This window comes from Sphingobium sp. KCTC 72723, from assembly GCF_014280435.1.
GTDB lineage: Bacteria > Pseudomonadota > Alphaproteobacteria > Sphingomonadales > Sphingomonadaceae > Sphingobium.
This window is the reverse complement of sequence record NZ_CP060388.1, coordinates 3037313-3058524: the sequence shown is the minus strand read 5'-3', so window position 1 is coordinate 3058524 and position 21212 is coordinate 3037313. Positions and strand designations below refer to the sequence as shown.

25 protein-coding genes are annotated in these 21212 nt (G+C 62.9%); 22 read left to right on the top strand and 3 right to left on the bottom strand.

Annotated features, from left to right (window positions below; translation table 11 throughout):
* The 9 genes from SPBM01_RS15040 to SPBM01_RS15000 all read left to right on the top strand — a co-directional run bounded on the left by SPBM01_RS15040 (position 1) and on the right by SPBM01_RS15000 (position 6732).
* The gene (locus tag SPBM01_RS15040) at positions 1–741 is read left to right on the top strand and encodes an alpha/beta fold hydrolase (RefSeq protein WP_188062433.1); all 741 of its coding nucleotides are present in this window, start codon (positions 1–3) and stop codon (positions 739–741) included.
* Positions 738–1514 carry an SDR family oxidoreductase gene (locus tag SPBM01_RS15035; RefSeq protein WP_188062432.1) on the top strand — a complete coding sequence of 259 codons (777 nt, stop codon included), beginning with the start codon at positions 738–740 and terminating at the stop codon, positions 1512–1514. The genes SPBM01_RS15040 and SPBM01_RS15035 overlap by 4 nt, the downstream gene beginning before the upstream one ends.
* Before the next feature lie 82 nt (positions 1515–1596).
* Positions 1597–2760, top strand: coding sequence for an acyl-CoA dehydrogenase family protein (locus tag SPBM01_RS15030; RefSeq protein WP_188062431.1), 1164 nt, complete (start codon positions 1597–1599; stop codon positions 2758–2760).
* A 9-nt stretch (positions 2761–2769) separates the two neighbouring features.
* Positions 2770–3228, top strand: a complete 459-nt coding sequence (locus tag SPBM01_RS15025; protein WP_188062430.1) for a hypothetical protein — start codon at positions 2770–2772, stop codon at positions 3226–3228.
* On the top strand, positions 3225–3614 hold the full coding sequence (locus SPBM01_RS15020; RefSeq protein WP_188062429.1) for a MaoC family dehydratase: 390 nt from the start codon (positions 3225–3227) through the stop codon (positions 3612–3614). Before SPBM01_RS15025 ends, SPBM01_RS15020 begins: the two co-directional genes overlap by 4 nt.
* Before the next feature lie 21 nt (positions 3615–3635).
* Positions 3636–4190, top strand: a complete 555-nt coding sequence (locus SPBM01_RS15015) for a VOC family protein (protein WP_262504194.1) — start codon at positions 3636–3638, stop codon at positions 4188–4190.
* Positions 4191–4206: 16 nt separating this feature from the next.
* Positions 4207–5046, top strand: a complete 840-nt coding sequence (locus SPBM01_RS15010) for an alpha/beta fold hydrolase (RefSeq protein ID WP_188062428.1) — start codon at positions 4207–4209, stop codon at positions 5044–5046.
* Positions 5043–5798 (top strand): SDR family NAD(P)-dependent oxidoreductase, encoded by a 756-nt coding sequence (locus SPBM01_RS15005; RefSeq protein WP_188062427.1) that lies wholly within the window; start codon positions 5043–5045, stop codon positions 5796–5798. Before SPBM01_RS15010 ends, SPBM01_RS15005 begins: the two co-directional genes overlap by 4 nt.
* A gap of 16 nt (positions 5799–5814) precedes the next feature.
* Positions 5815–6732, top strand: a complete 918-nt coding sequence (locus SPBM01_RS15000; protein WP_188062426.1) for an alpha/beta hydrolase — start codon at positions 5815–5817, stop codon at positions 6730–6732.
* A gap of 47 nt (positions 6733–6779) precedes the next feature.
* On the opposite strand, the gene SPBM01_RS14995 is transcribed toward SPBM01_RS15000, so the two are convergent.
* Positions 6780–7304: an ester cyclase gene (locus tag SPBM01_RS14995; RefSeq protein ID WP_188062425.1), complete on the bottom strand. Its 525-nt coding sequence runs from the start codon at positions 7302–7304 to the stop codon at positions 6780–6782.
* A 161-nt stretch (positions 7305–7465) separates the two neighbouring features.
* Between SPBM01_RS14995 and SPBM01_RS14990 the strand changes: the two genes are divergently transcribed.
* The 5 genes from SPBM01_RS14990 to SPBM01_RS14970 all read left to right on the top strand — a co-directional run bounded on the left by SPBM01_RS14990 (position 7466) and on the right by SPBM01_RS14970 (position 12566).
* Positions 7466–7921 carry a nuclear transport factor 2 family protein gene (locus SPBM01_RS14990; RefSeq protein WP_188062424.1) on the top strand — a complete coding sequence of 152 codons (456 nt, stop codon included), beginning with the start codon at positions 7466–7468 and terminating at the stop codon, positions 7919–7921.
* Positions 7922–7962: 41 nt separating this feature from the next.
* On the top strand, positions 7963–10299 hold the full coding sequence (locus SPBM01_RS14985; RefSeq protein WP_188065741.1) for a membrane-bound PQQ-dependent dehydrogenase, glucose/quinate/shikimate family: 2337 nt from the start codon (positions 7963–7965) through the stop codon (positions 10297–10299).
* Between the two features lie 85 nt (positions 10300–10384).
* Positions 10385–10825 carry a nuclear transport factor 2 family protein gene (locus tag SPBM01_RS14980; protein WP_188062423.1) on the top strand — a complete coding sequence of 147 codons (441 nt, stop codon included), beginning with the start codon at positions 10385–10387 and terminating at the stop codon, positions 10823–10825.
* Positions 10818–11819: an NADP-dependent oxidoreductase gene (locus tag SPBM01_RS14975; protein WP_188062422.1), complete on the top strand. Its 1002-nt coding sequence runs from the start codon at positions 10818–10820 to the stop codon at positions 11817–11819. Before SPBM01_RS14980 ends, SPBM01_RS14975 begins: the two co-directional genes overlap by 8 nt.
* Positions 11820–11840: 21 nt before the next feature.
* Positions 11841–12566: an SDR family oxidoreductase gene (locus SPBM01_RS14970; protein WP_188062421.1), complete on the top strand. Its 726-nt coding sequence runs from the start codon at positions 11841–11843 to the stop codon at positions 12564–12566.
* On the opposite strand, the gene SPBM01_RS14965 is transcribed toward SPBM01_RS14970, so the two are convergent.
* Positions 12563–13714, bottom strand: a complete 1152-nt coding sequence (locus SPBM01_RS14965) for a 12-oxophytodienoate reductase (RefSeq protein WP_188062420.1) — start codon at positions 13712–13714, stop codon at positions 12563–12565. The genes SPBM01_RS14970 and SPBM01_RS14965 overlap by 4 nt on opposite strands.
* Before the next feature lie 136 nt (positions 13715–13850).
* The gene (locus SPBM01_RS14960) at positions 13851–14060 is read right to left on the bottom strand and encodes a ferredoxin (RefSeq protein ID WP_244884464.1); all 210 of its coding nucleotides are present in this window, start codon (positions 14058–14060) and stop codon (positions 13851–13853) included.
* Between the two features lie 89 nt (positions 14061–14149).
* On the opposite strand from SPBM01_RS14960, the gene SPBM01_RS14955 reads away from it, so the two are divergent.
* The 8 genes from SPBM01_RS14955 to SPBM01_RS14920 are packed head-to-tail and all read left to right on the top strand — an operon-like array spanning position 14150 to position 21183.
* Positions 14150–15535 (top strand): aromatic ring-hydroxylating dioxygenase subunit alpha, encoded by a 1386-nt coding sequence (locus SPBM01_RS14955; RefSeq protein WP_188062419.1) that lies wholly within the window; start codon positions 14150–14152, stop codon positions 15533–15535.
* 26 nt (positions 15536–15561) lie between these two features.
* Positions 15562–16140 (top strand): 3-phenylpropionate/cinnamic acid dioxygenase subunit beta, encoded by a 579-nt coding sequence (locus SPBM01_RS14950; RefSeq protein ID WP_188062418.1) that lies wholly within the window; start codon positions 15562–15564, stop codon positions 16138–16140.
* Between the two features lie 13 nt (positions 16141–16153).
* Positions 16154–17323 (top strand): FAD-dependent oxidoreductase, encoded by a 1170-nt coding sequence (locus tag SPBM01_RS14945; protein ID WP_188062417.1) that lies wholly within the window; start codon positions 16154–16156, stop codon positions 17321–17323.
* Positions 17320–18132 carry an SDR family NAD(P)-dependent oxidoreductase gene (locus SPBM01_RS14940; RefSeq protein ID WP_188062416.1) on the top strand — a complete coding sequence of 271 codons (813 nt, stop codon included), beginning with the start codon at positions 17320–17322 and terminating at the stop codon, positions 18130–18132. The genes SPBM01_RS14945 and SPBM01_RS14940 overlap by 4 nt, the downstream gene beginning before the upstream one ends.
* Positions 18129–18761: a TetR/AcrR family transcriptional regulator gene (locus SPBM01_RS14935; protein WP_188062415.1), complete on the top strand. Its 633-nt coding sequence runs from the start codon at positions 18129–18131 to the stop codon at positions 18759–18761. The genes SPBM01_RS14940 and SPBM01_RS14935 overlap by 4 nt, the downstream gene beginning before the upstream one ends.
* Positions 18762–18765: 4 nt before the next feature.
* The gene (locus SPBM01_RS14930; protein WP_262504192.1) at positions 18766–19992 is read left to right on the top strand and encodes an acyl-CoA dehydrogenase family protein; all 1227 of its coding nucleotides are present in this window, start codon (positions 18766–18768) and stop codon (positions 19990–19992) included.
* Positions 19993–20014: 22 nt separating this feature from the next.
* Positions 20015–20611, top strand: a complete 597-nt coding sequence (locus SPBM01_RS14925; protein ID WP_262504191.1) for a gamma carbonic anhydrase family protein — start codon at positions 20015–20017, stop codon at positions 20609–20611.
* A gap of 5 nt (positions 20612–20616) precedes the next feature.
* Entirely contained in the window at positions 20617–21183 is a 567-nt protein-coding gene (locus tag SPBM01_RS14920) for a malonic semialdehyde reductase (protein ID WP_188065738.1), read from the top strand.
* The last annotated feature ends 29 nt before the right edge of the window (positions 21184–21212 follow it).

Below are 21212 nucleotides of genomic sequence, written 5' to 3'. Positions count from 1 at the left end.
ATGACCACATTTGTTTTACTCCACGGCGGCGGCATGGGCGGCTGGACCTGGAAATATGTCCGCGACCTGCTCGAAGCGCAGGGGCACAAGGTCCATACGCCGACCTTCACTGGCTTTGGTGAGCGCGCGCATCTGATCGGTCGCAATGTTGGTAATGCAACGCATGTGCAGGACATCGTCAACGTCTTTCATTTTGAGGATCTGCACGATGTCGTTCTGGTCGCGCACAGCTATGCCGGAACGGTCGCGCCGGGCGTAGTCGCGCAGGTGGGCGACCGCATCGCCAGCGTCATCTATCTCGACGCCATCGTGCCGCATTCGGGCGAACGTATAGCATCGCTTATGGGCTATGTTCCCGAAGATCAGCTTGCTGGTCTGGACGCCATGCTGGACGCGGGCGAGGGACCGATCGGCTCTGGCGTCGATGTGATGCAGCGTGAAGCGGCAAAAGCCCATCCCCACCTGATGGACGCGGACCGTCAGCAATGGCTGCTCGATAATCTGACCGACCAGCCGATGCGGGCGACATCCTGTGTCATTCCGGTCGGCGCGGAAACGATCACCAAGCCAGTCGATTATATCGCGGCGGCTATCACCGTCATGACCGCAATGCATGATCGCGCGCGCGCGCTGGGCTGGACTATCCACGACCATCCGGGCGATCATGCGCTGCTGGTGGGCGATCCCGAAGGGACAGTGGACCTGATCCTGAAGATCGCAGCATCGAGGGGCGGGGCATGAACATCGACGCGCTGTTTTCCGTCCAGGGCCGCGTTGCGCTCGTCACCGGCGGGTCGAGCGGGATTGGCCGCCACATCGCCACCGGATACGCGGCAGCGGGGGCCAAGGTCTATATCTGCGCCCGGACCGAGGCCAAGGTGCTGGCCGCGGCGCAGGCGATCAGTGAGGCGACCGGCGGCAAGTGCGTCGGGCTGACGGCCGACCTGTCGACGCTGGCGGGGATCGACGCGCTGGTGGCGCAGGTCGCGGCGCGCGAAGGCGCGCTGCACATGCTGGTCAACAATGCCGGGACGATGGCCGATGCGCCGATCGACGATTATAGCGAGGACGACTGGGACCAAGTGATCGACCTGAACCTGAAAGCGCCCTTCTTCATCCTCCAGAAATTCCTGCCGCTGCTGCGCGCAGGCGGCACGGCGGATCGCCCGGCTTCACTTATCAACATCGGGTCGGTGGGCGCGCTCAAGGTCGGGCCGAAGGAAAATTACGCCTATCAGGCGTCCAAGAGCGCGATCCACTGGATGGCCAAGGGACTGGCCAAGCGACTGGGCCGCGACAACATCACTGCCAATGTCATTGCGCCGGGCTTTTTCGAGTCCGAAATGACCGTGATCGCATCGGACGAAATGCGCAAGATGGTGGTGGGCATGGTGCCACGGGGGCGCGTGGGAACGCCGGAAGACTTGGCCGGGACGGCGATCTATCTGGCGTCTCGCGCGGGTGCCTACGTCACCGGATCAGTCATCCCGGTCGAAGGCGGGTTGTCCATCTGACGCCCGCCTACCCTATAGGACGATAGGTTCTCAACGCGCCCGACAGGTGCCTAACGGGCGGGCAAAGAGAACAGGAAAGACAATGGATTTTTCGCTCACCGAGGAGCAGCAGGCGTTTCGCGACATCGTGCGCCGCTGGGTCGATGCAGAAGCGCCCAAGGACTGGATGCGCGCGCTGGAGGCCGACGAGGAAAATTACCCCTACGCATTGTGGGACAAGATCGCCGAGCAGGGCTTCTTCGGCATCGGCATACCGGAGGAATATGACGGCCTGGGTGGCGACGTCATGATGCAGATGATCTTCGCGCGCGAATTCGCGCGGACGGCGGGCGGACTGTTGTGGGTCTGGGGTCTGACCTCCTTCGGTGGGGCCAAGACGATCAGTTCGGTAGGCAGCGAAGAACAGAAGAACCGCTGGCTGCGGCCGATGGCACAGGGCAAGCTGCGCGTGTCGCTCTCCATGACCGAACCCGATGGCGGGACCGACGTGCTGGGCGCAATGAAGACCCATGCCGAAAAGGTCGATGGCGGCTGGAAGCTGAATGGCGCGAAGATGTGGACGACCGGCGCAAAGGCGGCCGACCGCCTGCTCGTTCTGGCCCGCACCGACAAGAATGTCGAAAAGAAGCATCATGGCCTGACTATGTTCTTCGTCGATGCCAAGACGCCGGGCATCACCGCGTCGCTGCTGCCAAAGCTGGGGATGCGCGCGATGGGATCGTGCGAGGTTCATTATGAGGATGTGTTCGTCCCCGACGAAGATGTTCTGGGGGAACCGGGCCAGGCCTGGTACGCGATGCTGCCGACGCTCAATAACGAGCGGATCATGGTCGGCGCGCAGTGCCTGGGCGCGATCGACGGCGTGCTGGAAGATGCACTGGCCTATATGCTCCAGCGCAAGGCGTTTGGCGGCATCATCGGGCGGTTCCAGGTGTTGCAGCATTATGTCGCGGACATCGCAACCTGGCAGAAAACGACCGAATTACTGCTCAACAATGTCGCATGGATGCAGTCGAACGGCATGAATTGCGGCGTCGAGGCCAACATGCTCAAGATGGTGGCGACCGAAAATGCGGTGAAGGCCGCCGACCTTGGCATCCAGATATTGGGTGGCATGGGCTATTCGGCGGAAACCGACATGCAGCGTTACTGGCGCGATCACCGGATTTTGCGGATGACGCCGATCAGCAACGAAATGGTCCGCAACTCGATCGCCGAAAGCCTCGGCCTGCCGCGCTCTTACTAGGGACCAGCCATGAGCGATCTCGACACCCTGCCCCCCGCTCCCGACGCCGCCGGCATATCGCTGGACGGCACGACTGTCTTCACGATCAGCGCGGAGGAGAATGCCGCGCTATGCCGATCCACCGGGATCGAACCGGCCAGCGACGGCACGGCGCACCCGATCTATTATTATGTCGCCACCCAGGTCGCGATGGGCAAGACCGTCGCGGGCGTGTGCGCAGCGTGCGCGTTCGATGTCGATGACGGGCCGATGATGGGCAGTAGCGGGGTCAGGTTCGACGCGCCGCTGATGGTCGGGACAAGCTACAAGGTCACGGGCGAAATCCTCAGCCTCATTCGCAAGCGCAGCCGCAAGCTGGGCGTGATGGACGTGCTGACCTATCGCCTGCGCCTGCATCTGCTGGACGGGACGCAGGTTCTGGAAACCGACAATGTCTGGGTGCTGCCGCGCAAGGAGTTTGCCGCATGAGCTATGCCGTCGGAGACACGTTGCCGCCCTTCGCCATCGAGAGCGTCAGCCCCCAAGCGATGCAGCAATGGGCGGTTTTCCTGGCAGATCCCAATCCCATCCATCTGGATGTGGAAGTGGTGAAGGCCAAGGGGCTGGGCGACCGGGTCATCAACCAGGGACCGGCCAACGTCGCCTATATGATGAACATGTTGATGCGCGCCTTCCCCGGCGGGCGGATCACGACGATGGATTCGCGCTTTCTGGACAATGTCTATGGCGGCGACCGTGCGACCGTGACCGGCACGGTGACGGCGATCGACGGCAACAGCATTACCTGCGCATTCACGCTGGATATTGAAGGGCGCGGCACCGTCAATTCCGGCACAGCAACGATAGAAATCTAAAAAATCCAAGGAGATAAGATTATGCCTAGCGGACCTTTTGCCCATGTGTGCATGGTCGTGCGCGATCTGGACACCGCAATCGTCGACTGGACCAAGATCCTGCGGGTGCTGGACCCTGCTAGCCTGGAGAAGCGCATCGTCAAATATGACGAATTTTCCAGCGGTGCCGATGCCGGGATGAAATGGGCCACCTTCGTCAACGACGGCGGCACGGAAATCCAGTTCATTCAGCCCGCCCCCGGTACGCCGATGGGCGACCGGCTGGACAAGGTAGGCGAGCATGTCCATCACCTGTGCTATTCGACCGACGACGTGCCGGGTGCGATGGAAAAGCTGAAGGCCGAGGGGCTGCATTTGCCGGGTGGTGGCCAGACCTATAACGACCCCGACATGACTTGGCAGAAATGGAGCTGGGTCGGCCATAAGAGCACGCATGGCGCAATGATCGAAGTGGCCTCACCCTATGAGAGCCATAATGACGGCAAATGGCATCATGCGCCGGGCAAATTCGCCTATGCCGGTCCCGGCGAACATGAATGTTTCGCCGAGATCGCGCCGCCGATCGCCGCCGAATAAGCACGGAACGCCCGGCATGATGTCCCCCACCCGGATAACCCTGCCGGGCGATGGTGTGACGATGGTTGCGGACGCCTATGGCGATCCCGCCGCGCAGCCCGTCTGCTTCTTCCACGGCGGCGGCCAGAGCCGCCGATCCTGGGCCGGGTCGGCGCGGCGCGTGGCACAGGCGGGCTATTATGGCCTGACCTTCGACCTGCGCGGCCATGGCGACAGCGGCTGGGCCAGCGACGGCGACTATCTGCTCGAGGCCTATGGCCGCGATGTCGAGTCGATCATGGCCGCGCTTGACCGTCCGGTGGCGCTAGTGGGTGCGTCGCGCGGCGGCCAATCGGCGCTGGTAGGTGGATCGCGCCATCCGGGCCTCGTGCGCCTGATCATGCTGGCCGATGTTGCGCCGCATATCGACGATGACGGAGTAGAGGAGATACGCGGATTCTTCCGTGCCAGCGAAGCCGGCTTCGCTTCGCTGGACGAAGCCGCCGATGCGCTGCATCATCATCTCGGCCAGCCCCGCCTGCCCGATGTGTCGGGCCTGGCCAAGGCAATGCGGACGGAGGCCGGTCGGCTGTTCTGGCACTGGGATCCACGCACCACGTCGCACGAATTTCTGCATCCGCTGTCGGAAGGCGAAGCGCTGGTGGCCGCCGCGATGCGCGTCACCGTGCCGGTCGTGCTGGTGAAAGCGGAACTGAGCGAGATCGTGTCTGACGAGAGCGTCCGCCGATTTCAGGCACTGACTCCGCAACTGGAGGTCGAGGTCGCGCATGGCGTGGGCCATATGTTCACTGGCGACCATAATGACGCCTTTGCCGAACGGCTGCTCCGCCATTTGACCACGCATCTGCCGCTATGAACCGGGGTGCGGCCTTTGTCTTGGGCGGGACAGGTGGGCTGGGCAGCGCGATTTGTCGTCGCCTTGTGGACGAATGGGATGGCATCGCCATCGGCTATCGATCCAGCGCGGAAAAGGCGCGCGGGGTGATAGACACGCTGGGCGAAGGCCATGACCGGGCGATCCCCGTCCATTGCGACCTGTCCGAAATGGCCAGCATCCAGAGCGGCTTTGCCGAGGCCAAGGCGCGGTTCGGTGCGATCGGCACAGTGATTTTCGCCAGTGGCGTGGACATTGCGCAACCCTTCGTCAGCCAGATCGGCGAGGACCAGTGGCGGCAGGTTATCGAGGTCGAACTGATCGGCTTCACTCGCATCGTCGCCGCTGCCCTCCCCCATTTCCGCGCGCAGGGTTTTGGCAATTTCGTGTCGGTGGTGTCGGTTGCCAATTATTGTTTTCCGCCGGGCGACGCCCTGTCCTCCGTCCCCAAGGCGGGGATCGAGGCGCTGGGCCGCGCTATCGCCAAGGAAGAAGGCCGATATGGCATCCGCGCCAACATGGTCGCGCCCGGCATCATCGATGCGGGACTGGGGGCCGATTTCCTGGCCACTCTCTACACCCCCGCCATTTGGGAAGCGCAGCGCAAGCGGATCGCGCTCCAGCGCTTCGGCGATGGCGATGATATTGCAGAGGCCGTCGCTTTCCTGGCGTCCGAGCGCGCGCGTTACATCACTGGCCAGACATTGATCGTCGATGGTGGCTTTAGCCTCTGACCCGAAAGAGTGATTCATGCCGAAGTTCACACTGTCCCTGCCGGTCCAGACCATAGTCGATTTCGGCGAACCCATCCAGATCGCGGCGACTCTGGCGATACCCGACAGGCTGCCAGATGGCCCGATCGACCTGCTCGTCTGCCTGCATGGCGGCACCTATAGCCGGTGGTATTGGGACGCGCAGATTGACGGCCGGGCGGAATATAGCTTTGTCGACCATTGCCTAGCGCAGGGCAAGGCGGTGCTGGCGCTGGACGCGCTGGGCATGGGGGACAGCAGCCAGCCGGGCCGGGAAGATTTGTTGACGCCCCATGTCAGCGCGCAGGTGCATCATCTGGCGCTGGCGGACATTCTGGAACGGATGGACGCCGGGGAATGGGGCGCGGATCTGGCGGCGCGCGCGCGTCGGATCACCGGCATCGGTCATTCGATGGGCGGGATGCTGACCATCGTGCAGCAGGCGCAATGGGCCAGTTTCGATCAGGTGGCGGTGCTGGGCTTTACCAATATCGGCCTGGCCATGTCGGACGAGGTGCGATCCGCCATCGGCGCGCAGGTTGCAGGGCCGGGCTATGGCGCGGCAAATCGCGGCGCGATGCGCGGCTATTTCCATGCTGCCGACGTGCCGGAAGCCGTCATAGCGGCAGACGATGCACGCGCGTCACTCACCCCCAACAGCTATGGGCGGCTGGCCATCGTGCCGGGTGGCGTGGCGGCGCAAGCCGGTGCGATCACGACGCCTGTCTATCTGCATTTTGCCGATATCGACGTCAGTCCCGATCCCCATGCGGAACCATCGCTGTATCGCAGATCGCGCCATGTGACGCTGACGACTTTGCCCGATGCGGCCCATTGCCATAACTTCGCATCGACCCGGCTGCAAAGCTGGACGATGCTGCACCGATGGATCGACCATAGCGGCGCGACGGACTGATTAAGGCATCGCCCCGGCCACTATAAAGCAGCCGGGGCGCGTCAGTCTTATTTGTAGGGGTCGACCGGCTGCGGCACCTTGATGACTTCCAGATCCTTGAGCATGGTCAGCACGTCCGAGATCGAATAGATATGGTCGATCTTGCCGTCGCGGAAACGCAGCCAAGAGAACCACAGCACGTTGAGTTCGTTGCCGGTCGGCTGAACGCCCATATAAGGACCGCCGGTATGCTTGCCATGGTGATGGCACAGCACGCAGATTTCATCGTCGCCCCGGCCCCATGCCTTGAGCGTGCGATAGATGCTGGGCGGGAAAGTGGTGTACAGACCCTGCGGCGAGGTTTTCCAGACATGATAGGTACCCAGATCCGGCCGGTTGGGATTGTCGTAGGTCATGGTTTCGGTGTTGAAGAAGGCATCCATGCCATCCCAGTCACCGCGATTGATGACTTCGTGCAGGTCCATCCAGTGATTGACCATATATGTCTGACTATCGGTCAGCCCGGCGGTGATTTCAGCCCGCGTCTCTGCGGACAGGACGAAATCGGCTTCGGTGAACGGGGCGAGACCCATCTATACTCTCCTAGATAAACGCTTGATGCAAATTGGCCCGCTGACAATTGCCTGCGGTAACGCCTCATCCCCTGCCAGGACAGCTTCGACACCTACCCAACGAAAGGCGGTGGGCCAACCATCCTGTGCGATCCATGATTCTATAGAATGGAGGAGAGGCTATGACCCTGACCGTGCAGGAAATGTCGGATCGGTTCGAAATACAGGATCTGATCGTGGGATATTGCTATGCCGTCGACAGCCGTGACTGGGACGCAATGGACCAGTTTTTTACTGCAGACGCAGTGATCGACTATTCCGAAATGGTCGGCGTGGTCGGCAGCCTGACCGAAATAAAAGCCTTTCTTTCGGCGAGCCTGACGCCGATTCTGGCATTTCAGCACGCGGTGTCGACGACTCGCTACGATATCGATGGCGACCGGGCGCAGACCAAGACCGTCTGCACCAATCCGATGACGGTCAGCGATGGCACGGCCGCCGATACGCTGGTCTTTGGCCTGTGGTACATCCATGATTATGTCCGCACGGCCGATGGATGGCGGATCAGCCGCCTTTACGAGCAGAAATGCTACCGAATGAACGTGCCGGAATGGCTGGAGGCGCAATTGCCCGCCTGATGACGTCGTTCGACCATATTCTGCTGCACCGGGGTGCCATGATGCAACGCTTCCTCACTATCGCCTTCTTGTTCATTCTGGCCATGACGGGCGCTGCGCTGGTCTGGCTCGGCGGACGACTGCTGCTGCTGGGCGGGTCGCCCTGGTATCTGGTGTCGGGTCTGGTCATGGTGGTGGTTGCGATCCTGGGCTGGCGAAGGATTGCCGCTTCTGTCACGCTTTACTGGACCTTCCTTGCCGCCAATCTGGGCTGGGCCATATGGGAAGTCGGGCTGGACGGATGGGCGCTGGCACCGCGTCTGGCCATGCCGATGTGCATGGGCCTGTACATGCTGACCCCCTATTATCGCCAGCATGTCGGGAAGATGGCCGCATTGCCGGGCGCGCGCCTGTTGTGGCCTGGCCTTGCGCTCGCGCTGGCGGGCAGCGTAGGACTGGCGTTCTGGACCGATCGCACCCCTGCGGCCACCAGCGACATATGGGGTCCGGCCCCGGCGCGGGCGACAGATGGCGACTGGATCGCCTATGGCAATGACCGGGGCGGGTCGCGCTTTTCGCCACTGGCGCAGATCAGCCCGGCCAATGTCGGCAATCTTGCGCCTGCATGGACCTATCGGACCGGCAAGCTGGGCGACGGCAAACAAGGCACCGCTTTTCAGGTCAACCCTCTCAAGGTCGGCAATCGGCTGTTCCTGTGCGCGGGCAATAATGATGTCATCGCGCTGGACCCGGAGACAGGACGCCAACTGTGGCGGCATAATCCCAGGACCGACCTGAAAGGCGTCTATGGTCTGGTCTGTCGCGGCGTGACATATTATCGCGTGCCGCAAGCCGCCGGAGCCTGCGCGGAACGCATTTACACTGCCACGCTCGACGCGCGGCTGATCGCGCTCGACGCAGCGACGGGGCGGCCATGCCCCGGTTTCGGACGCAAGGGTCAGGTCGACCTGAAGGCTGGTCTGGGCAATGTCGACAAGGGCTATTATTTCGTGACGTCGCCCCCTGCGCTGATGCGCGGGCGGCTGGTCCTGGGCGGTTGGGTGACGGACGGGCAGAAAACTCGCGAGCCGTCCGGCGTCATTCGCGCGTTCGATGCCGTGACCGGCGATTTTGCCTGGGCATTCGATATTGGCCGCCCGGACGATCATGAACTGCCTTCACCGGGCGCAACCTTCACTCCCGGCACCCCCAATAGTTGGGCGCCGATGAGTTCGGACGAGGCACTGGGTCTGGTCTACGCGCCTACCGGCAACGCGACCCCCGATTATTTCGGCGGTCATCGCACCGCCAATGACGACCGTTATGCCAGTTCGGTCATTGCGCTAGACGCAGCGACCGGGGCGGTGCGATGGTCGTTCCAGACCACCCATCATGACCTGTGGGATTATGACGTTCCGGCCCAACCCACGCTGGTCGATCTGCCCGGTGGCGTGCGCGGCCTGCTCCAGCCGACCAAGCGCGGCGAAATCTTCTTTCTCGACCGCGCGACCGGCAAGCCGATTTTTCCGGTCGAGGAACGCCCCGTGCCGCAGGGCGCAGTAGCGGGCGAGCGGCTCGCCAGAACCCAGCCCTATTCGGCGGCCATGCCCAGCTTTGGCGGGCCGCGCCCCACGGAAAAAGGGATGTGGGGGCTGACTCCGATCGATCAGGCAGTGTGTCGTGTTCGCTTCAGGCAGGCGCGGTTCGACGGTGACATGACGCCGCTGTCGACGGAGCATCCCACGATCACCTGGCCCGGCTATCTGGGCGGGATCGACTGGGGCGGGGTATCGGTCGATCCAAAGCGCGGGTTGATGATCGTTAACAACAACCAGGTCGGCAATTATAACCGCCTGATCCCGCGCGCCGAAGCCGACCGGCGCGGCATCAAGCCGATGAACGCTGTCCATATGGGTGATGTCGGTGGCCCGGCGGCGCAACAGGGCGTGCCTTATGCCGCGCAAATCGCGCCATTTCTGTCGCCGCTCGCCATTCCCTGCCAGCAGCCACCCTATGGCCGGATCAACGCCGTCGACCTGAAAACCGGGAAGATGGTGTGGAGCCGCATTTTCGGCACGTCGCGCGACAGTGGGCCGCTGGCCCTCCCGACCTTCGTGCCGATCCCGATGGGTGTCCCCAATATCGGCGGATCGGTGGCAACTGCCAGCGGCCTGACGTTCATCGGCGCGACCCAGGAACATGCGTTTCGCGCCTATGACACGGCGACCGGCCGCCTGTTGTGGAAAGCGCGCCTGCCCGCCGGCGGCAATGCGTCGCCCAGCAGTTACTGGTCCAATGCCAGCGGTCGCCAGTTCGTGGTGATTGCAGCGGGCGGACATGGCGCGATGCTGTCCGGGTCGAGCGACCAGCTGATCGCTTATGCCCTGCCGAAGAAATGACCGGATATGCGCCGATCCTATCCTTCGACGGGCAAGATCGGCGCTTCCTTGCTTATGCTCCATCAGGACATGAGGGAGGACGAATATGGCGGCACATGGCAGCCTGACGCGCAGAGCGCCGCTTGGCGCAGAGGATGAGCGCGCGATCCATCATCTGCTGCTGCGCTATGCGACGGGGATCGACACGCGCGACTGGCCATTGTTCCGCACCTGCTTCGCGCAGGATTGCGAGGCCGACTATGGCAGTTTTGGCCATTGGCGCGGGCAGCGCGATATCACCGAATATATGGAACGCGCGCACCGCCATATGGGCGAAACGCTCCACCGGATCACCAATATCGTCGTGGAAAATCGCAATGATGAAATCGTCGCGCGCAGCTATGTCGACGCCATGCTGACCGATCAGGTTCAGGGTGTCACACACCGCGCCACTGGCTATTATGACGATTGCCTGATCCGCACGGCGGACGGGTGGCGCATATCGCGGCGAAAATTCACGATGGTGAAGGCTGGGCTGGATGGATGAAACGAACCGGCAGGTCATACTGACCGCACGACCGAGCGGCATCGCGCAGGCGGAGCATTTTGCTGTCCGGCAAGCAGCCATTGCGCAGCCCGGTCCCGGCGAAATACTCGTTCGCAATCATTATCTGTCGGTCGAACCGGCGATGCGCGGCTGGATCGCGGACAGCGACAATTATGCCGCGCCCGTCGCGATCGGATCGGTCATGCGGGCGCTGGCCGCTGGACAGGTGGTGTCGTCAGGCGACGATGCCTATCAGATTGGCGACGATGTGACGGGATGGTTCGGGTGGCAGGACTATGCCTGCGTCTCGACCGACCAGGTGGTGCAGCGAACCAGCGCGGCGGAGATGCGCGCATCGCTGGGCATATTGGGGATCAACGGGGTTACCGCCTATCTGGCGCTGACGTCGATCGGCCAGCCGCGCGCGGGCGAGACGGTGTTGGTATCCACCGCCGCCGGATCCGTGGGATCGGCAGTCGGACAGATTGCGCGCATTCTGGGATGCCACACGATCGGCATTGCCGGTGGCCCGGACAAGGTGCGCCGGTGCGTCGAAACATTCGGCTATGACAGTGCGATCGACTATCGCGGGGAAGATGTCGGCGCGGCGGTGGCGCGGATCGCGCCTCACGGGATCGACATTTATTTCGACAATGTGGCGGGGCGTATCAGCGATGCGGTGCTGCCCCATCTGGCCATGCGGGGGCGCGTCGTCGTGTGCGGCACGGCATCGATCGACTGTTGGATGCCCTGGCCGCAGGGACCGCGTGTCGAGCGCCATCTGCTGGTCAAGCGCGCCCGGATGGAGGGGTTCGTGATCTTCGACCATATGGACCGCTATGCCGATGCCGTGGCGCAATTGCGCGCATGGATCGCCGAAGGCCGCCTGACTTGGCGGGAGGAAATATTGGACGGAATCGAGGCCTGCCCGGACGCGCTGGCGGGGCTTTATCGCGGCGAAAATGATGGCAAGCGGCTGATACGTCTCGTCTGATCCTCAAAGCGGAGTAACATTATGAGCAGGCTGGCAGGGAAAATCGCAATCGTGACCGGCGCGTCGTCGGGGATCGGCGCGGCGACGGCCCGTGCGCTAGCGGGGGCCGGGGCGACGCTGGTAATCGTGGCGCGTCGGGCCGATCGGCTGGCTACGCTGGCGGCGGAACTTGGCGGGGACACCCTGCCCTTCTCCGACGACATGGCCGACCCGCTTGCCCCGCAACGGCTGCATGATGCCGTCATGGCCCGGTTCGGTCGGGCGGACATCATGGTCAATAATGCCGGCATCCTCCATGCCGCGCCGATCGACCAGTTCGACCTGGACCAGTTACGCCCGATGATCGCGCTGAATTATGAAGCGGTGGTGCGGACCAGCACGCTGTTCGCGCGGTCGATGAAGGCGGCGGGGACCGGCCAGATCATCAACATATCGAGCATCGGCGCGAACATCATCGCGCCGGGCGTGGGCGTCTATGGGGGGCTGAAGCGCGCGTTGGAGGCGTTCACCGATTGCCTGCGGGTCGAACTGGCGGGCAGCGGGGTCAAGGTGGGCATCGTCGCGCCGGGTACGACCAGCACCGAGATTTTCGACGATATGAAATCGCGCGGCCAGCCCGCCTGGGACAGCTTCATTCCTGCGATGCAGCCGGGCGATGTGGCCGATGCCGTGCGCTATATGGCGGAGCAGTCAGACCGCACCAACATGGCGCGGATTCAGGTCTATGCCGCCGCCGATTCGCATTAGTCCAGCGTGGCGTAGGCCTCCAGCCGGAACGGATCGAGAGCGCCCCCATCGCGCATTTTTCGGACCCATTGTGCATCCATCAACAGCGCGCGACCGACGGCGATCAGGTCGAACTCGCCCTGCGCCATACGGTCCGCCACCAGCGCCAGATTGTCGGTCATCACCGTGGGCTGGGCGAAGGAGGATTGCAGATCCTTGCTGAGGCCGACGCCGCCGACCGCGATCACCGGCTTGCCGGTCAGCCGCTTGATCCATCCGGCAAGGCCCATGCCGGACCCTTCGAATGCGGGAGTCGCAAACAGGCGGGTACTGGCATCGAAGACATCGACACCAGAGTCCGCGATGGGCGCAAGCATGGTGGCCAGCTCGTCTGGCGTCTGGGCGCTGCGGGCGTCGTAATCCTGCAATTTCCATTGCGAGAAGCGGAAGATGATCGGGAAATCGGGAGCCGTCGCGGCCCGGACGGCGCGGACGACTTCGGCAGCAAAAAGCGCGCGGGCCGCTGCGCCGCCGCCCCAGCGGTCGTCCCGCATGTTCGTGTGCTGCCACAGGAAGCTGTCGATCAGATAGCCATGCGCGCCATGCAGCGCGATGCCATCGAAGCCGACGGCGCGAGCGTTGGCCGCGCTGCGGGCGAAGGCGGCGATGATGTCGCCGATTTCGCTGTCGGTCAGCGGCGTGGAAGGATCACGCACCGCGTCGAGATAATCGGGCGGCACCATCGCCTTGTCGGTCGGACCCCAAATGCCCGATGGCCGGGCCGAGGGGGCGTCCGGATGATAGCCGGTACCCGGCACGCGGATGACGCCCTGATGCCAGAGTTGCGGCACGATCATCCCGCCTGCGGCATGAACGCCCGCGACGATGTCGCGCCAGCGCGCCAGTGCGGCGTCACCATGCAGCACTGGCGAAGCGCCCCCGCCCATCGATTCACGCCCCAACGCAGCGGGATGATCGACACCGATGCCTTCGGTCACGATCAACCCGACATCGGCGGCGGCGCGGCGCGCATAATAGGATGCGACGCCATCGGACGGTATGCCATCGGGCGCGAAATTACGGGTCATGGGGGCCATGACGAAGCGATTGCGTAGGCGCAGGCCAGCCGCTTCGAACGGCGTGAAAAGCATATCCCTGTCGCCAGCCATTATTTCACTCTCCCTTACCGATCGCTTGTTCCGCGCTGGTGCAACAGGGGCGAGCGTCAACGGACCTACCCATGGACAGGTTCATTGGGTGCGGAAGGGGCAGAGTCTTTCCGCACCGGAAAGAAGGAGCAGCCGATCAGGCGTCGACCACTGCCAATGCCGCTTGAGGACAGGCTTCCGCGCCTTCGCGGGCCAGGTCTTCCATGCCTTCAGGCACAATGGCGTCATCGACATAGACAATGCCATTCGCATCCAGCTTGTACACGTCGGGGCATATTTCGGCACAGACGCCATAGCCGCAGCAGGCTGCCTTATCGATTACGATCTTCAACTTCTGGCTCATCATCCTCTCCTTATGAACCAACATTACAGCTTGAACAGATTTAGTTCAATATGTATAACGCGACTCACGATGGATTTTCCAAGGAGAGGAAGATGCTGCACAAGGCCGGGTTGACTCTGAGCGACGGAACCACGCTCGACGACCTCATCAACCGCGACATGAACGAAGTGTCGCTGCGCGTGATGAACGACAAGGAACTGTACGAACTGGAAATGGAGCGCGTCTTCGCGCGGACCTGGCTGTTGCTGGGCCATGAGTCGGAAATTCCCAAGGCGGGCGACTATGTCATGCGCGACATGGCCGAGGATAATGTGATCGTGTCGCGGGCGCGCGACGGCGACGTGCATGTCATGCTCAACGTCTGTCCGCATCGAGGGATGAAGGTCTGCACGGCCGAAGCGGGCAACGCCGCCGCGCATCGGTGCATCTATCATGGCTGGGCGTTCCGTTCCGACGGCAGCTTCATCGGCGCGCCGATCGAAAAGGAGCAGATGCACGGCAACAAGCATAGCAAGGACGAACTGGGCCTGAAAAAGGCGCGGGTGCATCTCTATGGCGGGCTGATCTTTGCGACATGGAGCAAGGATCTGTCGTTCGAGGATTATCTGGGCGACGCCAAATTCTATCTCGACCAGCTATTCTGCCGCACCGACAATGGCCTGGAAATGCTCGGCCCCCCACAGCGCTTCATCGTGCCATGCAACTGGAAGATCCCTGGCGAACAGTCCGGTTCGGACGGTTTCCACACGCTGACGCTGCACCGTTCGCTGATGGAAGGCGGCATCATGGGCGGCACGGCCGAGTCGATCTACGACACCGCGCCGGGCATGTATGGCGTCGATATCTCGGTCCCGCAGGGGCATACGCTGCGTTGCCTGGAAGCGGCGCAGACGTTCAAAATGTTTGCCGACATCAGCTTCGAAGGCAAGACGACCGAGGAACGGCTGAACCTGCTGACCCCGCCGGGCGTGACCAAGGACATGATCCCGCAGCTGTTCAAGAATCTGTCGGAAGCGCAGGTCAACCAATTGGCGACCATCCCCCCGCAGGTCGGCGGCATGTTCCCCAACATCCTGATCGCCTTCATCTTTGCGCCACGCATGGATGGCGGCGCATCGGGCGCGCTCTCGCTGCACACTTATGTCCCCAAGGGACCGGACAAGGTGGAGTTCATCAACTTCATCTTCGCCGAAAAGGATGCGCCCGAAGATGTGAAGCGCGACATGCTCCAGAACGCGATCTGGTCCACCGGCACGTCCGGCACGATCGAGCAGGATGACGCCGACACCTGGCCCCAGATCATGCGCAATTCGCGCGGGCATATGAGCAAGACCATGACGCTGAAATATCAGGCGCTGCATGGTCATGAACGGCCCGAAGGCTGGGTCGGCGGGGGTGATCTCTATCCCGGCTTTACCAAGGACGACACGCAATGGGCGTGGTGGTCGGCCTATTATGACCTGATGGCCGAAGCCTGAGCGACGCGAAGAGAGAGGATCACAACATGACCGTGAACTACGCGACCGCCGCGATCGACAAGACCAGCGTCATGCGCGGGCTGGTATCCACCCAGCGCGTGCCGTTGGGGTCGGAGGTCTATAACCGCCTGCTCGAAACCCTGTATGACGAAGCGGCGGCATTGGACGAACGCCGGTTCGACGACTGGGTCGCCTATCTGGAGCAGGATCTGGTCTACACCGCGCCGCTGCGCCTGACCCGCAACGGTCCCAACAAGGACCGCGACGTCGTGCGCACGATGAAGCATTTCGACGAAAACCATGCGTCTATCCTGATGCGCACGGGTCGCCTGTCGAAAAGCGCCTGGGCGGAAGATCCACCGTCGCGCACGCGCCGCTTCGTCACCAATGTCCGTATTGCACAGTGCGAGACGGCGGGCGAATATGAAGTGGTCAGCTATCTGTACGTCGAGCGCAGCCGGTTCGATAACCCGGAAAACGAGTCGATCACGGCCGAGCGGCGGGACGTGTGGCGGCTGGTCGATGGCGCCTACAAGCTGGCCGTGCGCGAAATCATCGTCGACCAGTCGACGCTGGGCATGTCCAACTTCGCGATCTTCCTCTGACGGGGTGATGGCAATGACGCGCCCCCCGCATATCGTAGTGATCGGCAGCGGTCTGGCCGGCTATGGCGTCCTGCGCGAATTGCGCAAACTTGCGCCGGACGCCCGGCTGACGCTAGTGACGCAGGATGACGGGCATTTCTATTCCAAGCCCGCTTTGTCCACCGCATTGGCCAAGGGCAAGGTGGCCGATACGCTGGTCACCACGGCTGCGGAGAAAATGGCAACGCAGTTGAAGCTGGACCTGCGCGCCGGGCGGGTGGTCGAGGCGATCGACCGGCAGGACAAGGCGGTGCTGACCACCGGCGGGCCGATCTTCTATGACCGGCTGGTGCTGGCATTGGGCGCGGACCCGATACGGCCGCCGATCGACGGCGACGCGGCGCACCGGGCGATGGCCGTCAACAGCCTCGACCATTATCGCGATTTTCGCGAAAAATTGTCCGACGGCGCGCGCGTGCTGATCATGGGCAGCGGGCTGGTCGGCACCGAATTTGCCAATGATCTCGCGGCGACGGGCTATCGCCCGGTGGTGATCGACATGCTGGGGCATCCGCTGGCGCAATTGGTGCCGGCGGCTGTGGGTGCCAGTATCCGCGATGCGCTGTCGGCCAAGGGCGTGGAGTGGCATCTGGGCCGCAAGGTGATGGCGATCCACAAGGCAGATGGCGGCATCCGCGCCGAACTGGACGATGGCATGGTGATCGAGGCGGCAGCGGTGCTATCTGCCGTTGGCCTGCGCCCCAATGTGCAACTCGCGCAGGACGCCGGGCTGGACGTGGGACGCGGGATCACCGTCGATCAGACTGGCTGCACCAGCGACCCGGACATTTTCGCGATCGGCGATTGCGCCGAATATCCCAGTGGGGTGGCTGCCTATGTCACGCCGATCATGGCCGCCGCGCGCGCGATTGCACCCAGTGCGCTTGGCACCCCGACGGACATTCGCTTTCCGCCATTGTCGGTGCAGGTCAAGACCACCGCCTGCCCGGTCGTCCTGCTACCCGCGCCGCTGGGCGTGGCGGGTATGTGGGAGGAAGCCGCAAGCGACGCGCTGGGCCTGAAATATCTGTTCCGCGACGGCGATGGCGCCATCCGGGGCTATGTCTTTACACAGGAATATTGCCAGGAGCGTATGGATATGGACCGCGCCCTGAGCGAACAATTGGCAGGAGTGGCAGCGTGACGGCTTTGGTGCAGGATAAGGTTGCGATCATCACCGGCGGGGCCAAGGGGCTGGGCCATGGCATATCGCGCTGTCTGGCGCGGGAGGGCGCGCATGTCCTGATCACCGGGCGCGACGGCGCAGCGGCGGAGAAGGTGGCGGCGGAGATTTCGGCGGAGTTTGGCGTGCGCGCCGTGGGCATGGCCGCCGATGTCGGGGTGAAAGCGGACGTCGAAGCGATGATCGACCGCGCGGTCGCCGAATTTGGCGGCATCGACATATTGGTCAACAACGCATCGCTGCTGTCGCCCAACGTCCTGCTGGAGCAGAAAACCGATGAAATGCTCAAGCGCACGCTGGACATCGGCACCTGGGGCAGTTGGTGGGCGATGCGCGCGGCCTTCCCCCATATGAAGGCGCGCGGCGGCGGGTCGATCGTCAATTTCTATTCGATCGACGCGCAAACCGGCGCGTGGCTCCATGCCGATTATAATATGAACAAGGGCGCGATCATGGGCCTGACCCGCAGCGCGGCAGTCGAATGGGGTCGCTTCAACATCCGCACCAACGCGATTGCGCCGACCGGCATGGGCCAGGTGTTCGCGCAACTGGTGGAGGATGTGCCGGGCTTTCTGGACATGGCGACCGCCAGCAATCCGTTGAAGCGTGCAGGCGACCCGGAACTGGATATCGGCCCGGTCGTGCTGTTTCTGGCGTCGGACATGTCGCGTTTCGTCAATGGCGAACTGATCAATGTGGATGGCGGACAGCATTTGCCCGGCTATGTGAGCGTTCCGCATAATCTTGCCGAGATGGAAGCCCAGACATGAAGCTGATGCCGCACACCGACTGGAGCGAAATCGTCGCCACCGATCAATCAGGCAGCGTCCAGAAAATCATGGACGGCACCTTGCGCGCGATTGGCAGCATCGGTGCGCGCCGCCTGTCGATGAGCGACATCAGCGAAAGCAGCGGCGTGTCGCGCGGCACGCTCTACCGCTATTTCGCCTCCAAGGAGGATGTGCTGGCGGCGGTCAGCGAATATATTTGCAGCAGTTTCGAAAAGGGGATCGTGGAAGCGGGACAAGGCATTACCGACCCGATCGAACGGTTCCGCGCAGTGATGCGCTTCTATGGTCGCTTCACCATCGAACGGTCGCCCGACGGCATATTCGAAGTCGAACCAGCCTTTCACCTCAATTTCCTGCGCAGCCATTTCAGCCGCCACAAGGCCGCCGTGCAGCAAGCGCTCGACCCCGTGCTGGACCATTTCGAAACGCTGACGGCCAGCCGCCTGGATCGCGACATTTTCTGCGACACGCTGGTGCGGTTGCAACTGAGTACACTCATCATTCCGGCCACGCCGCAATGGCTGGACGTCTGGAACGGTGCGCCCGACCGATTGTGCGAATGGGCGTTGCAGATCGCCGGTCACCATGCCGAACATAAGAGAGGATGAACTGATGGCTACCCTGGCAAAGTTTGAATCCAGCACGAAGGTCGGCTTCGCCGACAAGAGCGTGGCCGATGCGCTGGTCGAAAAGGCGCGCAGCCTGCGTGGCTTCCTCCAGAGCGAAGCGCCTGCTGGCGAGAAACGCCGCAGCCCGACCCCGGCGGTCGACAAGATGTTGAAGGACGAGGGTTTCCTGCGCCTGCTGGTGCCGCAGCGCCTGGGCGGCTTTGGCCTGTCGCCGACCGATTTCTGCCGCGTGCAGATCGAAATCGCGAAGGGCGATCCGGCGATCAGCTGGGTCATGCAGATCATCAACGGAACCAGCTGGATTACCAGCCTGGCCCCCGACGGGGTGCAGGACGCGGTGTTCGCCGACGGCCCGCAAACGGTGTGCGGTGCCTACAACCCGCCCGGCAAGGCGCGTAAGGTCGATGGCGGGTGGATCATCAATGGCAAATGGCCCTACATGTCCGGGTCGCGCCAGTCGAACTGGGCGCAGCAGGGCGTTGTGCTGGAGGATTATGACGGTCCCGTCGTTCCGGGTATCAACATGTGCTACCTGCCGATGGATGCCATGACGATCGAGGACACATGGTTCGTGTCGGGGATGCAAGGCACCGGGTCCGACACCGCGATTGCCAAGGATGTGTTCATTCCCGACGCGCAAATGGCGTTGATGAACGAACGATCGGGCCAGATCGACACCACAAAGCGCCATTTCGGCGCTCCGTCCGACCTGTTGCCCGCCGTTCCGGTAGTCCGCACTACCGGCATTGCGCAATTGATCGGTGCGGTGGAGGCGATGCTGGAAATCGTGACCGCCGAAGCGCCCAAAAAACCGGTGCTGACCACCATCATCGGCACGCGCACCAGTTCAGGCGCCTATATGCGCGACCTGGGCGAAGCCGCCGCGATGATCGACACGGCCAAGCTGATCCTGTTCGACCTGACTGCCAAGCTGGACCGGATCGGCCTGGGCGAGGAATTTTCGATCGCGGAAAAGGCAAAGCATCGGGCCGCGGGCGCGCAGATGATCGAACTGGTCCATGGCGCGAGCGAATCGCTGATGTTCCAGGCGGGGTCTTCGGCCTTTGCGCTGGACAAGCCGATCAACCGCTATTGGCGCGACGTGTCGATGGCGACGCGGCATATTCAGAATATCCCGACCATCGGCTATGAAATCTATGGCCGTGCCACGACCGGGGCGGACCCGATTTCGCCGCCCGGCGCCTATTGATCGCCAGAGGCCGCCTGCCCGGATGCGCGGGCGGCCCTGTTCGACCGACGCGATGATCGCAATGTCCCCGGCCTATGTCGATCCGACCGTTCGCCTGTTCGGCGACGTGCGGCTGGGTGAAGATTGCAGCCTGTGGCCCTATGCGGTCATCCGGTGCGAGCGGGCGTTCGTTTCGGTGGGTCGGTGCGCCAGCGTGCAGGATCATGCGATGGTCCATATCGGTTGGGACGATCCGACCGTCATCGGCGATTATTGCACCATCGGCCATCGCGCGGTGGTGCATGGCTGCATCATCGAGCCGGGCTGCCTGATCGGGGTTGGCGCAACGATCATGGAACGGTGCGTTATCGGCCAGGGGTCGATCATCGCCGGGCATAGTTTCCTGCCCCCCGACAGCATCGTGCCGCCCCATTCGCTGGTGATGGGGACGCCCGGCCGGGTCGTGCGCCGGATCGACAAGTTGCGCGACCATGTAATCGACGCACTGCTTTATCGCGACAATGGGCGTGGCTATGCGCGCGGTGACCATCGAGTGTGGGAGCAAGCAGACCGGGCGGCGCTTGGTAGAGAGGCGGACGATATTCTCGCCCGCGAAGCGCCGGGCTGGGGGACGCCATGACCGACATGTTGGATCGACTGTTCCGGCAGGCACGCACCCATAATGGATGGACCGACCAGCCCGTCACCGGCGCGATGGTCCGCACGCTCTATGATTTGGCCAAATGGGGTCCGACGACCGCCAACAGCAATCCGGCGCGCTTCGTCTTCATCCGTTCGGCGCAGGCGAAGGCGCGGCTGATGCCGCATATCAATGCGGGCAATGTCGATAAGGTGACGCAGGCGCCCTGCACCGTCATCATCGCCGGGGACACGCGATTCTACGAGGAATATGACACGCTGTTCCCGTCGCGGGACATGCGGAGCGTATTCGAGGGAAAGGATGCGCTGGTCGCCGAAACGGTGGCGCGGTCATCGACTTTGCAGGGTGCCTATCTCATCATGGCGGCGCGAGCGCTGGGGCTGGATTGCGGGCCGATGTCGGGCTTCGACGCCGTCGGCATGGATAGCGAATTTTTCCCTGATGGCCGGTGGAAGGTCAATTTCCTGTGCAATATCGGCTATGGCCGACCCGAAGCGCTGCATCCGCGCAACCCGCGCCTGGATTTTGATACGGCCTGCCTGGACCTGTAGCGGCGTCCGTCGCGAGACGAACGCCCCCT